At 57.7% G+C, this 12,694-nt stretch carries 11 protein-coding genes and 3 pseudogenes; 5 read left to right on the top strand and 9 right to left on the bottom strand.

What is annotated here, in order from left to right; translation table 11 throughout:
• The first annotated feature begins 3 nt into the window (after positions 1-3).
• A complete protein-coding gene (locus AC3IX4_RS15945) occupies positions 4-972 on the top strand; it encodes a PDR/VanB family oxidoreductase (protein ID WP_489256402.1) in 969 nt (322 codons plus the stop codon).
• 142 nt (positions 973-1,114) lie between these two features.
• Here the strand turns inward: AC3IX4_RS15945 and AC3IX4_RS15940 are convergent.
• The 8 genes and pseudogenes from AC3IX4_RS15940 to AC3IX4_RS15905 form a co-directional block, all read right to left on the bottom strand.
• Positions 1,115-1,885: pseudogene (locus tag AC3IX4_RS15940) on the bottom strand (AMP-binding protein); the annotation flags it as partial.
• A complete protein-coding gene (locus AC3IX4_RS15935) occupies positions 1,884-5,042 on the bottom strand; it encodes an efflux RND transporter permease subunit (RefSeq protein WP_489256401.1) in 3,159 nt (1,052 codons plus the stop codon). The pseudogene AC3IX4_RS15940 and the gene AC3IX4_RS15935, both read right to left, overlap by 2 nt.
• Complete coding sequence (locus tag AC3IX4_RS15930; protein WP_489256400.1) at positions 5,039-6,523, bottom strand: efflux RND transporter periplasmic adaptor subunit; 1,485 nt, start codon at positions 6,521-6,523, stop codon at positions 5,039-5,041. Before AC3IX4_RS15930 ends, AC3IX4_RS15935 begins: the two co-directional genes overlap by 4 nt.
• Positions 6,520-7,776, bottom strand: coding sequence for a TolC family protein (locus AC3IX4_RS15925; protein ID WP_489256399.1), 1,257 nt, complete (start codon positions 7,774-7,776; stop codon positions 6,520-6,522). Before AC3IX4_RS15925 ends, AC3IX4_RS15930 begins: the two co-directional genes overlap by 4 nt.
• A gap of 99 nt (positions 7,777-7,875) precedes the next feature.
• Positions 7,876-8,217: a hypothetical protein gene (locus AC3IX4_RS15920; protein WP_489256398.1), complete on the bottom strand. Its 342-nt coding sequence runs from the start codon at positions 8,215-8,217 to the stop codon at positions 7,876-7,878.
• A gap of 499 nt (positions 8,218-8,716) precedes the next feature.
• Positions 8,717-8,983: a GDCCVxC domain-containing (seleno)protein gene (locus tag AC3IX4_RS15915; RefSeq protein WP_489256397.1), complete on the bottom strand. Its 267-nt coding sequence runs from the start codon at positions 8,981-8,983 to the stop codon at positions 8,717-8,719.
• Between the two features lie 7 nt (positions 8,984-8,990).
• A complete protein-coding gene (gene merP, locus AC3IX4_RS15910) occupies positions 8,991-9,266 on the bottom strand; it encodes a mercury resistance system periplasmic binding protein MerP (RefSeq protein ID WP_489256396.1) in 276 nt (91 codons plus the stop codon).
• A 12-nt stretch (positions 9,267-9,278) separates the two neighbouring features.
• Positions 9,279-9,623 (bottom strand): mercuric transporter MerT family protein, encoded by a 345-nt coding sequence (locus AC3IX4_RS15905; protein ID WP_489256395.1) that lies wholly within the window; start codon positions 9,621-9,623, stop codon positions 9,279-9,281.
• A gap of 76 nt (positions 9,624-9,699) precedes the next feature.
• Between AC3IX4_RS15905 and merR the strand changes: the two genes are divergently transcribed.
• Positions 9,700-10,098 (top strand): mercury resistance transcriptional regulator MerR, encoded by a 399-nt coding sequence (gene merR / locus AC3IX4_RS15900; protein WP_489256394.1) that lies wholly within the window; start codon positions 9,700-9,702, stop codon positions 10,096-10,098.
• Between the two features lie 86 nt (positions 10,099-10,184).
• Here merR and AC3IX4_RS15895 read toward each other — a convergent pair whose 3' ends face one another.
• Positions 10,185-10,670, bottom strand: a complete 486-nt coding sequence (locus AC3IX4_RS15895; protein ID WP_489256393.1) for an adenosine-specific kinase — start codon at positions 10,668-10,670, stop codon at positions 10,185-10,187.
• Positions 10,671-11,218: 548 nt separating this feature from the next.
• Here AC3IX4_RS15895 and AC3IX4_RS15890 point away from each other — a divergent pair.
• The 3 genes and pseudogenes from AC3IX4_RS15890 to AC3IX4_RS15880 all read left to right on the top strand — a co-directional run.
• Positions 11,219-11,428, top strand: a pseudogene (locus AC3IX4_RS15890) (sigma factor); the annotation flags it as partial.
• Positions 11,418-11,834, top strand: a pseudogene (locus tag AC3IX4_RS15885) (ABC transporter ATP-binding protein); the annotation flags it as partial. The pseudogenes AC3IX4_RS15890 and AC3IX4_RS15885, both read left to right, overlap by 11 nt.
• Positions 11,831-12,625 carry an IucA/IucC family C-terminal-domain containing protein gene (locus tag AC3IX4_RS15880; protein ID WP_489256392.1) on the top strand — a complete coding sequence of 265 codons (795 nt, stop codon included), beginning with the start codon at positions 11,831-11,833 and terminating at the stop codon, positions 12,623-12,625. The pseudogene AC3IX4_RS15885 and the gene AC3IX4_RS15880, both read left to right, overlap by 4 nt.
• The last annotated feature ends 69 nt before the right edge of the window (positions 12,626-12,694 follow it).

Here is a 12,694-nt window from a genome sequence, read left to right as displayed (position 1 = left end):
GTGATGGCCAACAAATATGAACTGTTTGCGGTCACCGTGATTTCGATTGATCAAGTCACACCGCAGATCAAGCGCTTTACCCTGGCCCGCGAAGACGGGCAGTTGCTGCCCGGCTTCACGGGAGGTAGCCATATTCTGGTGCAGATGCAGGCAGCGGACGGGCGCCAGCACAGTAATGCCTATTCGTTGATGAGCGACCCCTTCGATACCCGCCACTACCAGATTGGTGTGCGCCTTGAGGAAAAGTCCAAGGGTGGCTCGGCGTTCATGCATCAGCAGGTGCAGGTGGGGACACGGCTGATGATCTCCAGCCCCAATAATCTCTTTGCGCTGGACGCTGGTGCAGAGCGTCATGTCTTGATCGCCGGTGGCATCGGCATCACACCTTTCCTGTCGCAGCTGTATGAGCTCAAGGCGCAAGCAGCGCAGTATGAACTGCATTACGCGTTCCGCAGCCCGGAGCAGGGGGCGTTCCATCAGGCGCTGAGCGAAGGCTGTCATGCGCCGCATACCCGGTTTTATATTGACAGTCTTGGGGCAGGGCTGGATCTGAAGGCTTTGCTGGGTGATGTGCCGGATGCGGCGCATGTGTATGTCTGCGGTCCCAAGCCGTTGATCGATGCTGTGATCGACATCGCCCGGCAATTGGGTATCCAGGAGCGGGTGCACTGGGAGCAGTTCGCGGCGGCACCGGCCGAAGGTGGAGCGTTCACTGTGACACTGGCCAGGTCCGGGCGTGAGCTTCGGGTCGAAGAGGGCATGAGCATTCTGCAGGCGATCGAGAATGCCCAGGCCGCCACCGTCGAATGCCTGTGTCGGGAAGGCGTCTGCGGTACCTGCGAGACCGCCATTGTTGAGGGCGAGGCCGAGCATCGTGACCAGTACTTCAGTGATGAAGAAAAGGCTGCGCAAAAGAGCCTGTTGATCTGCGTGTCGCGAGCCAGGGGCGGCTCGCTCATTCTGGATTTGTAACCCCTCACGGCTCTGGGCAACCCATCAGGTAAACCGCGTCATCTTCATCGCGGCTAAAGCCGGCTCCTACCGACCCTGTAGGAGCCAGGCTTGCCTGCGATGGCCGTTACGCAATTCACCAGGCAAACCTCCGCCAATTTGTTTAAGCGGTCAGGCCGCAAAGATGGTTGCCATAGCGCTCGCGCAGCAGTTTCTTGTCGATCTTGCCAGTGGCTGTCAATGGAACGCTGGCAAAGATGATCGCATCGGGCATCCACCACTTGACGATGTTAGGCTCCAAGTGCGCAATCATCTGCGTCTCGCTCAATTCGGCGTCTGAATGCAGCTCAACCACCAAGAGGGGGCGTTCATCCCATTTGGGATGATGGACGCCGATCACAGCGGCCACTTTGACGCCGCTACAGGCCGCCGCGACGTTCTCAATATCGATCGAGCTGATCCATTCACCCCCCGACTTGATCACGTCCTTGCTGCGGTCGGTGATACGAAGGAAACCAAAGGTATCGAGCGTGGCGATGTCACCCGTATTGAACCAGCCTTCGGCGTCCAGGGCGCTGACCTCGCTGCGATAGTAGCGCTCAATCGTCCAGGGGCCGCGAACCATCAGCGTCCCCGAGCTTTGTCCGTCCGAGGGTAACGGTTGGCCTTGTTCATCGATGATCTTGATCTCGATCCCGAACTGCAGGCGACCCTGGCGGCTCCAGATTCTATCGTTGGTAAAGGCTGTGCCCATCGCTTCCAGTTTAGGTGTTGATGTCGCCACCACCCCAAGCGGGCTGGTCTCGGTCATGCCCCACAACTGCAGTACGGATACACCATATTGATTCTGGAACTTCTCAGCCATCGCCTTCGGTACCGCCGAGCCACCGATCACCAGGCGACTCAACTTGCCCGCGTCCTCAGGGTCGGCTTCATACGACTTTTCCTTGAGGGGGGTTGGGTTCAAGTTGGAGGTGACGGCGACGCATCAGGCGATAGGCTGCCGGAATGACAAACAGGGAAAGCAAAGGGGCCGTGACCATGCCGCCCACCATGGGTGCGGCGATGCGGCTCATCACCTCACTGCCGGTTCCGCTGCCCAATAGAATGGGCAGCAGGCCGGCAATGATGACGGCCACGGTCATTGCCTTGGGTCGAACGCGCTGCACAGCGCCTTCACGAATCGCCGCAACCAGCCCGCGTTCAGTGTTGTCGCCGAGGTCTACACGTTCCGCCCAGGCGCTCTTCAGGTAGAGCAACATAATCACACCAAATTCGGCAGAAACCCCAGCCAACGCGATAAAGCCGACCCCGGTGGCGACCGACAGGTTGAATCCCAACAGATAGAGGAACCATGCTCCGCCGGTTAGTGCGAATGGCAGAGTGGCCATGATCAGTAGGGCCTCATCGAAGCGGGCGAAAGTCAGATAGAGCAACACGAAGATGATCAACAGAGTGGCAGGCACCACCAGTTTGAGTCGTGCGTTGGCCCTTTCGAGAAATTCGAACTGCCCTGAGTAACTCAGGCTCATGCCGGGCTGTAACTTGACCTGCTCGTTGATGACCCGACGTAGATCGGCAACCACCGAAGCAATGTCCCTACCTCGCACATCGATGTACACCCAGCCTGAAGGCCGTGCGTTCTCACTCTTGAGCATCGGCGGACCGTCCGTGATCTTGATCTTCGCCACTGTGCCAAGGGTGATCTGGCTGCCTGACGAGGTGTAGATTGGCAATTGCTCCAAGGCACCCGGAGAGTCACGCCACTCACGTGGATAACGTACGTTGATTGGGAAGCGTGCGAGCCCTTCAATGGTTTCACCTACATTTTCACCACCTATGGCACCGGCCACGATGGACTGCACATCGACGATATTCATTCCATAGCGGGCAGCAGCCTTACGGTCGATATCCACGTCGATATAGCGGCCACCGGTCAGGCGCTCTGCCAGAGCAGAACTGACACCAGGTACGCCTTTGGCCACTCGCTCAACCGCCTGGGTGACCGCATCAATATCCGTCAGGTTGGTGCCTGCAACCTTCACGCCGATGGGACTTTTGATACCCGTAGCCAGCATATCGATGCGGTTACGAATCGGCGGTATCCAGATGTTAGTCAGGCCGGGCACACGTACCACGCGGTCCAGTTCCTCCACCAATTTTTCCTGGGTCATGCCTGGGCGCCATTGTTCATGTGGTTTGAATTGAATGGTGGTTTCGAACATCTCCAGTGGCGCCGGATCTGTCGCAGTTTCAGCGCGACCAGCCTTACCGAAGACGTGTTCAACCTCTGGCACGGTCTTGATCAAGCGATCAGTCTGTTGCAGCAGTTGCGCGGCCTTCTGCGCCGACAGCCCCGGCAGGGCCGAAGGCATATAGAGCAGATCACCCTCGTCTAGTGGCGGAAGAAACTCCCCACCCAAGCGAGACATTGGCCATAGCGCACTGACAAACACCAATAGCGCCACCAGAAGAGTGACTTTGGGGCGACGCAGCACCGCGTCCAAGGCGGGTTGGTAGATCCGAATCAACCACCGATTCAACGGATTCTGTTGTTCACTCGGGATTCGCCCACGAATCCAGTAGCCCATCAACACTGGAACCAAGGTCACTGACAATCCCGCCGCTGCGGCCATAGCGTAGGTTTTGGTGAAAGCCAATGGGCCGAACAGTCGCCCCTCTTGTGCTTCCAGGGTGAACACCGGTATGAACGACAGGGTGATGATCAACAGACAGAAAAACAGCGCTGGCCCCACTTCAGCCGCGGCTTCGGTCATTACATGCCAATGACGCTCACCCTTCAGTTCCTCCCCTGGATTGGTCACGTGCCACACTTCAATCTTCTTGTGGGCATTCTCGATCATCACCACGGCGGCATCGACCATGGCGCCAATGGCGATGGCGATGCCACCCAAGGACATGATGTTGGCGTTGATGCCCTGGTAGCGCATGACGATGAAGGCAATCAGCACCCCCACCGGCAGAGAGATGATCGCCACCAGCGATGAGCGCAAGTGCCAGAGAAAGATCCCGCAGACCAACGCGACAACGATGAACTCTTCGAGAAGCTTGTGGCTGAGATTCTCCACCGCGCGGTCGATCAGCTTGCTGCGGTCGTAGGTGGTGACGATTTCCACCCCGGCCGGCAGACTGCTGTTCAGTTCGTCGAGTTTGGTCTTGACCGCTTCAATGGTCTCGCGAGCATTCTTGCCGCTGCGCAAAATCACCACGCCGCCGACGGTCTCGCCTTCGCCGTCGAGTTCGGTGATGCCACGCCGCATTTCCGGTCCCAACTGAATCGTAGCGACATCGCCAAGAGTCACCGGCACACCGCCCGAGCCCAGCTTGAGCGGGATCGCCCGAAAGTCATTGAGCGTCTTCAAGTAGCCGGAAGCCCGCACGATGAACTCGGTCTCTGCCATCTCCAGCACCGCGCCACCCGTTTCCTGATTGGCCTTGCCGATAGCTTCGGTTACCTCAGCCTGAGTGATGCCGAGGCTGGCCAGCTTGAGCGGATCAAGCTGCACCTGGTATTGCTTGACCATGCCCCCCACGGTGGCCACCTCCGCAACATTGGGCAGGGTCTTGAGTTCGAACTTGAGGAACCAGTCCTGAAGTGCGCGCAGCTGTGCCAAATCGTGTCCGCCACTGCGATCCACCAGTGCGTACTGATAGATCCAACCTACTCCCGTAGCATCCGGCCCCAACGCAGGCTTGGCGCTAGCCGGCAACCGACTTTGTATTTGGCTCAGGTATTCCAACACCCGCGAGCGGGCCCAGTACAAGTCAGTGCCATCTTCAAACAGCACATAAACAAAGCTATCGCCAAAGAAGGAGTAACCACGCACGGTCTTGGCTCCTGGCACCGAGAGCATGGTGGTGGCCAACGGATAGGTCACCTGATTCTCGACAATCTGCGGCGCTTGTCCCGGATAAGGGGTGCGGATGATCACCTGCACATCGGAGAGATCAGGCAGCGCATCGATAGGTGTGCTCTGCACCGACCAGATGCCCCAAGCGGTGACGAACAGGGTCGCCAACAATACGAGAACGCGATTGGCCACCGACCAACGAATCAGGGCAGCGATCATGGCTGGCCCCCCGATTTATCCAGGTGCTCGACACGCAAGCCATCGTCCGTCTGGCTCACCGCGACCCGAACCTTGTCACCAGCCTTGAGGCCCTGCATCAGCGCCGGGCTGGCGAGTGGGAAAGTCATCGTCATGCCAGGCATGCCCAGCGTCTTGAAAGGACCATGGGCGAGCGTGACTTCTTTGTCGTTGATCTCAACGATCTGCCCATCCGCCTCATGAAAACTGGAAGCTACCGCGCTGGGGGGTGACTCTTCCTCTGGGCGTGCAACGATGCCCTTAAGACTGGCCTCCGAATCGAGTAGAAACTGACCAGACGTAACCACCTTCTGGCCTTCGTCCAGACCTTTCAAAATCGCCGTCTTGCCGTCGCTCTCCTGCCCGAGTTGCACCTCCACTGGGCGGTAGCGGCCCGCGTCTTCGGCGAGCATCACCAGGGCACGTCGGCCAGTGCGAATCACCGCTTCGCTCGGCACCCACAACACACTTTGCTCAGTTGCACGATTCAGGCGGACCTGCGCCGTCAAACCTGGTCTCAGGCGCCCGTCCGGATTGGGTAGTTCCACCCGCACCCGAAGCGTGCGACTGTCTGGATTGGTTTCAGGCAAAATCGCACTGACCTTGCCACTGAGCATTGCCCCTGGAAAGGCTGGCAAGCGCGCTTCGACTGCCTGCCCCACGGTGATAGATCCGGTATCCGATTCTGGAACGGCCACGGCTAGCCAGACACTACTCAAGCCATTGACGCGCGCCAGAGTGTCGCCAGTCGCCACGGTCATACCCGCACGTATATTCAATTCTTGCAGCACACCACCAATAGGGCTGGTGAGCGTCAGGTAGGGCTGAACCTTTGCGCCACGCTCTACCTGAGTAATCAGTGTTGCCGGCATCCCTGTGAGCCGCAGTCGCTGGCGGGCCGCAGCCAACAGGTCAGCATCACCGTTGCGCTTCAGGGCAAGAAACTCTGTCTGGGCGGCGGCCCACTCCGGCACCAGGATATCCGCCAACGCCGCGTTGGCTGTAAGCACATCACCGGGAGCATGGGCATAAACCCGCTCCACAAAGCCAGGGGTGCGTGCCTGAATGACAGCGACATCACGTTCGTTGAATTCCAAGACACCTGTCACATCGAGGCTCGAATCAAAGATCCCACGGGTGACCGTTGCAAAACGCAGACCGAGATTCTGGGTCAGACTTGGATCGATACTGACGGTCGCACGGTCCCCGGCACCGCTGGTGTACTGGGGGACCAGTTGCATGTCCATGAAAGGGGACTTACCTGGCTTATCGAACTTTTGCTGCGGGTACATGGGGTCGTACCAATACAGTGCTTTGCGTTCGTCCGGCGACTTGAGGTTCTGCTCCGGGGCGTTACTTGGTACTCCGCTCATACGTTGGTGAGCGAACCAATAACCACCGGCAACACCCAATGCCAGTGCGATGCCTACCAGCAATGTCCCGTTCCATTTTTTAAGGATCATTGGCTGGACTCCCCATAAGCAAAATACAGACGCGCACTGGTCAGCGCTCGCTGCTCTTCCACGTCGATCTGTTTGAGGCGGGCCTCGATGAGTTCACGTCGGGCGGCAACAACGGCGTTTAAATCGCCTTTTCCGGACCGGTAGCTAGCCATGCTGAGTTCGACCTTTTCCTTGGCCAGCGGCAACAGGCTTTCCTGGTTCCGGCGTACCGCACGATTCAGGCGCTCATAGTCAGCCAGTTCGTTCTCCAGTTGCTGCGTGTGCTCGCGTGACAGGGCTTCGCGCTCGGCCTCAAGCTGGCTGAGTTCAGCTTGTTTGGCTGCGATTTTGGGATTTTGGCGAGAGTCAGGAAACAGCGGTAGGTCCCAGGAAAATTGCACGCTGAGCATATCGCCAAACTTACGGCCACGGTGCTGGTAATCCAGTTCCCAGCTCCAGTCCGACTGCTTCTGCGACACGGCTTCACGAACCTTGGCTTGCGCTTCGCGGGTCATCGGCGCAAACGCTGCCAACTCGGGGTGGTGTTGCAGCTTATGTGAGTAGCTCGATGTATCGACGGGCCATTCAGGCAAGCTGCCCACAGGTTTATCATTGGCTGCGGAGCCAATCCAGCGTTTGAGAGCCGCTCGGGCCTGTGTGCGCTGGCGAATCAGATCATCCTGCTGCTCTGCCAGTTGAGCCGCTTCTTGCTTGGGTGTCACTGCATCGGCGGGTTGAGCGCGGCCACCGGCAATCTGTGCCCGGACGGTATCGGTCAGCAGGCGGTTTTCTTTGTACAAGTCCTGGAACAGCGCATCTTTTCGCTCAACCGAGTAGCTGCTGATCCAAGCCAACGCCGTGGATTGGCGTACGTTCAGGCGTTCGACTCGACGCTCTGCCGCAGCTCGATCAACGGCGGCATAGGCGACCTCAATGCGCGCTTTGCGTTTGTCGCTGTTGGGCATTTCCTGTCGGACCCCGATCATTTGCATGGTCATGAAGTCCTGGTCGAGGCTCCAGCGATCCGGACCGCCAATGGGATAGTTCTGCACGCCCAGCAGTAGTTTGGGGTCAGGTAACTCACCGGCTGGAATAGCTGCACTGCTGGCAGCCTGAATTTTGGCATCTTGTGCGGTCAGCGACGGTGCATTGTTTTCGGCCAGCCGCAACGCTTCATCGAGTGTCAATGCGGCAGCGAAGCTCGGCAATGCCAGTACGCTTGCCGCCAGACCGGCCACGAGGGACCAACCTGTGCAATAGCACTTGGAGTTCATGTATACGATTCCTGTGATCATCCACTGCACGCGTCAAAAGGCATGCGCGCAGCTAGTCCATCCCGCCCATGCGGAATGAGTCTGAATGTGTGAAAGGAATCAAACGCGAGGCGGTCGCCATACCCCGGACGGGGTGTGTACGGGTAGGGAATCGCTGAAGAAGGAAAGTACGACGGGGCTGAATACGGTTACAGGAGGCTTGAAGATCGAGACTTGCAGCATGCCGCCCGTCTTGCATTCCTCGCCCGGCTTACAAGGTTTGCCGTGCTCGGAAGGGCTGTTCATATCGTTGCAGCAGTCCATCCCCATGTCGTCCATCATCGCCATGCCCATCGTCTTCATTGGGCAAGGTTCTGTCAGTGCCTGAACGCCCGCCATCCCGCTGAGTGGAAGCGCCAAGCTAATCATGAAGATGATGCAAAACCGCAGATAGCGTTTCATGGGCTGGAGTTTAGTCGCTGAAAATGGCTCTTACAATTGAATGCATGTTCTCAACGGCCTGCCGACGGCCCTGATTCAGGCGATATCACCGTATCTGAATTAAGCCAGCATTATCGCTAACATATGATTTACGCAGCAGTGAGCGTGAAGGTGACTGGCCGGTATTGGCTGTGGATTCAACTGATCGACGCAAAGGCATTCAAGCGTCGGCTCGAGTCAGCAACCGGCCATTCAACCCGCAATGTGGCCGTTTCTTGTTGGCGTCTCACCGCTCACATGCGCTTTCCTTTGAGAGCCGGTCTGGCTATTTTTTTTGCTGAGGTCTCACGGCGATTGCGAATTTCCTTTAGATCCCGAATCGATAATATTCCCAGATAAAGAAGTAGCGGGGCAGGGATTCCACAAAAGCGCGGTGAAGTAAGTGAAAAATACGGCTTCGAGGATGCACGTTATGAACGGTAATAACGGCCAGGCTACTTCCTTCAGACGAAAGCTGACCCTAAATCTCCCCCCCGAAAACGGGATTCCCCACATGTGGAGGAACATTCGTCCGAATGCCACAGCATCCGCGCTGCTCCTGGATCGGAGGGCACTTCATCGAGCCAAACGAGCAGAACACACAGCAGTCACCGGGATTTGGGCGTAGCAGAGTCCTGCAATTGTCACATTCGTAGAAAAACTGACAGGCATCCGTGGGCATGGCTTCCTGCTTGGCGAAGCTGCAATGCGGGCAGGTCAGCACGGATTCGAGGATGACGGGACTCATGGCTGCCTCATTTGTGCACGGTGGAGGGATAGCCTGCATTCGTCGTCGCTTTGGTCAGCGCCTCGGGATCGGCTTTATCGGGGTCATAGGTGACGATGGCCATCTTCTCGGCCAAATCGACCTTGACGGTACTCACGCCGGGCAGCTGCTCCAGCGATCTCTTGACCGTGATCGGACATACCGCACAGGTCATGTTCTGCACGTCGAGCCTGATGGTTTCTACTGGAGCGGCCATCACGGATAGGGACACGGCGGTGAGTGCGGCGATCAGCAGTTTGCGCATGGCGAGGTTCCTTCAATAAAACAGTGGGGCAAACCACGGAACGGCCAGCAGGCCAAGTAGTAGCCCAGTAACGATCCAGAACACGGTCCGCTGACGTGTAATAGTGCGCGGACTGCAGGTCGTGCCCGCTGCGCAGACCTGTGGCATCAGGTAGAGCTTGCGAAAAGCCAGCCCGAGAAACACTAGCGTCAAGCCAATGAAGAGGGGCCGGTATGCTTCCATCGCCGTCAGGTTGCCGATCCATGTGCCGCTGACGCCGAGCGCCAACAGTACCAGTGGTCCGACGCAACACACCGACGCACTGATAGCGGACAAAGCGCCCGCGACCAGTGAACCTTTGCCGATTTGTTGCGCCATCGTCTTCTCCATTGAGTCGATCTAACCTAGAGTCACTCTACACTCCGTACCCAAGTACAGAATCAAGGGGCGTGTGATGGCGACAGGAATGAGTATCGGCAAGTTGGCGGAAGCTGCCGGCGTGAACATCGAGACTATTCGCTATTACCAGCGACGCGGCTTGCTGGATGAGCCGCCAAAGCCGCTCGGCGGTTATCGGTGTTATCTACCGGAGCAGGTCAAACGGCTGCGCTTTATCAAACGGGCACAGGCGCTGGGATTCACGCTGGATGAGGTGGGTGCACTGCTGACACTGGATGCGGCCTGCAGTTGTAGCGAGACTCGGGCACTGGCCGTGCGCAAACTGGCGCTGATCGAACAAAAGATGGCCGACCTTGCGGCAATGCAGCAGGTGCTGGGCGGACTGGTGCGGCAATGCGATGTAAGCGGCGGCGGGGCCGTATGCCCTATCATCGATGCGCTCGACAGAGAGTGATGCCTGGTTGCAGGGCACCCTGCATAGGCCTTCAGGCCAGCACCCCCGTGCAGTGTACGCAGGGCCGAGCGTGCTCGCTCTGCCATTCACAGCTTGTAGCCAATCTGCCGCAACAGGTTCTTGCGCCACAGGATGTCTTCATCGCCTTCAATGTTCTTGGCACAGAAGCCATCCACTACCCCCAGGATTGCTCGCCCTTGTTGCGTCTCGGCGAGAATCACTTCGGTTGGATTGGCTGTTGCACAAAAAATACGGCAGACCTCTGGAACCATTTTGATGGTGTTCAAAACGTTCAGTGGATAGAAACCGTCGCCCAGGAAAATGATGAAGCTATGGCCTGCGGCGATGGCTTTCGCATTCTTCTGTGCCAGTTCAATCATTGAGGTATCGGTGCCAGACCATCGCACCAGGCATTTGCCAGAGGCTTCACAAAAGGCCACGCCAAACTGGATACCTGGCACGGCATTCACCAGCGCTTCGTGGATGTCCTCGACGGACTTGATGAAGTGCGTCTGACCCAAAATGAAGTTCGTCACATCCGGCTTTTCGATTTTCAACGTGATGAGTTGCATCTCAAACGCCTCCTTTCACGATGTTGCTACCAGAGTCTGGCAACAAAACAAGCATAGCTACTCATTTGTTATTGCTCCGTCCACTGACGGCTTCTGGCCGATTTCTGCCCATCACACAGGTCTGCATCCAAGCTATTGCCGTCAGTCAGGATCAAGTCATGGGGTGCTAATCCGAGTCCGCGGGCTTCACGGCTGACGCTTACCTTTTCGCCAGTGAGGACGGATAGATGGCCGAGTAAAGGTTTAGCGGCATCCAGGCCGTCATTCGCGGGTACCAACAGGGGCAGCGTTTGCAAAAAAAGGATTGCAACGATAGGCCACCCACAACCCACCGTGTGAGATGTGCGGCCGATCAGAATGACTGACCGTACCTGGATCATCCTGCACTGAAGCGCCCACCACCGACTTCGTCGTGAGTGAAGGTCCGCGCCAGATCATTTTTCTTTGACATTGCGTGAGACCCCTCTGCTAGAAACCGCCTTTGTGTTGCGAAAAACATGAATTAGAATTAATCTCATTCGCGCTCTAGCTTGGGCAGATTCCTTGACATGATTGAAGCAGCGACGCCATCGGAGCACAGCCTACACGCCCTGTACCGTGACCACCGGAGCTGGCTGGAGAGTTGGTTGCGCCGGCGCATGGGCAATGCGTGGGATGCGGCCGATCTCAGTCAGAACACCTTTTTGCGGGTGCTCGGCAGTTCGCAGTCAATCGTGGAAATGCGTGAACCCCGCGCGTATTTGCTAACGGTCGGGCGTACAGGACCTGGCGGAGCGCCCGGTGGACGCGTTGTCCGGCGGTCAGCGTCAGCGGGTGTGGATCGCCATGACACTGGCTCAGGGCACGGACATCGTATTGCTCGACGAGCCCACCACGTTTCTCGATCTGGCTCATCAGATCGAAGTGCTGGACTTGCTGCGTGATCTCAATCGCCAGGAAAACAAAACCATTGTCATGGTGCTGCACGACCTCAACCTGGCCTGTCGTTATGCCGATCACATGGTTGCCGTGCATCAACGCACCGCGTTCGCTCAGGGCCGGCCGGCGGACATTCTCACGGAAGAACTGGTGAAGCAGGTCTTCAACCTCAATTGCCGGATCATTGACGATCCGTTTTTTGGTACGCCGCTGTGTATTCCATTCGGCCGGGAGCTTGCGCAATGAAGTTGAGTGATGCCTTCAGTGCCGCTGATTGGGCTGTGCTGACTGGGCCGTTGCGCTTGAAACCCATGATGCTGTGCGATACGCAGCCATCCATCAGCGCCCGTCAATTGCTTGATGACGAAAGCTGTGTGCGATTGCTCGACAACCTGGGGCCGGTCATCGGCTCGCCGACGCGGGCTATTACCGCTTCGTTGCTGGCCAAACGGTTTTCTTTCCTGGCGACCGGCGCGTGCCTGTATGCGATGTCGGTTTGCGATCGGGGGCTGCTGTTGTCGCTGGATGATTGCGTGATCGAGTACGGCCACGATGGGGAGCTCTGGACGTCGTCGATGCCGTTGCCGGATCGGATGCCGCAAGGGGTTGAGACGGGTGAACGCGATGCTTGGCGCGAGTCGATTGTCAGCGCTCTGTTTGCCGGGCTGCTTGCGCCGCTGTGGCAAACGCTCAATCGGGTCAGCGGCATTTCTCGGCGCATTCTCTGGGAAAACACGGCGGTACGGGTCTATTCGTTGTATGAGAAGCGCATGAGCGAAGTGGCTGACCCGCTGATTCGGCAACGTCACGAAGCGGATTTCCACTGGCTGCTCAATGAAGCCGACCCAGTACTGTTCGGCCTCGATTACAACCCGCTCAAACACTTCCGTCGCCCGTCGACGCCGTTGGAGGCGGGCGGCAGCATCCGCTTTCGCCGCACTTGCTGCTTCTACTATCAGGCCTGTGACCCGGTGGAGTATTGCTCCGCTTGTCCGCTAATCCGGCCGAAGCCTGCACGGCCGAAGAGATGCTCATGATCCAGTTCGTTAATTAGCACGATACAGGCGCGACGACGCTGGATCGCACCCTGTACGGCATTACTGGAG

The sequence above is a fragment of the Pseudomonas sp. KH_021 genome (assembly GCF_057838865.1).
Note: the sequence above shows the minus strand (reverse complement) of the source record. Positions and strands in the feature narration are given on the sequence as shown.

Bases quoted from the DNA above. Each gene is read 5' to 3' on its own strand.
- merR (WP_489256394.1), top strand. From the start codon at position 9,700: ATGGCGACAGGAATGAGTATCGGCAAGTTGGCGGAAGCTGCCGGCGTG.
- AC3IX4_RS15930 (WP_489256400.1), bottom strand. From the start codon at position 6,523: ATGATCCTTAAAAAATGGAACGGGACATTGCTGGTAGGCATCGCACTG.
- AC3IX4_RS15915 (WP_489256397.1), bottom strand. From the start codon at position 8,983: ATGAGTCCCGTCATCCTCGAATCCGTGCTGACCTGCCCGCATTGCAGC.
- AC3IX4_RS15920 (WP_489256398.1), bottom strand. From the start codon at position 8,217: ATGAAACGCTATCTGCGGTTTTGCATCATCTTCATGATTAGCTTGGCG.
- AC3IX4_RS15945 (WP_489256402.1), top strand. From the start codon at position 4: ATGGCCAACAAATATGAACTGTTTGCGGTCACCGTGATTTCGATTGAT.
- AC3IX4_RS15935 (WP_489256401.1), bottom strand. From the start codon at position 5,042: ATGATCGCTGCCCTGATTCGTTGGTCGGTGGCCAATCGCGTTCTCGTA.
- AC3IX4_RS15925 (WP_489256399.1), bottom strand. From the start codon at position 7,776: ATGAACTCCAAGTGCTATTGCACAGGTTGGTCCCTCGTGGCCGGTCTG.
- AC3IX4_RS15905 (WP_489256395.1), bottom strand. From the start codon at position 9,623: ATGGCGCAACAAATCGGCAAAGGTTCACTGGTCGCGGGCGCTTTGTCC.
- merP (WP_489256396.1), bottom strand. From the start codon at position 9,266: ATGCGCAAACTGCTGATCGCCGCACTCACCGCCGTGTCCCTATCCGTG.
- AC3IX4_RS15880 (WP_489256392.1), top strand. From the start codon at position 11,831: ATGAAGTTGAGTGATGCCTTCAGTGCCGCTGATTGGGCTGTGCTGACT.
- AC3IX4_RS15895 (WP_489256393.1), bottom strand. From the start codon at position 10,670: ATGCAACTCATCACGTTGAAAATCGAAAAGCCGGATGTGACGAACTTC.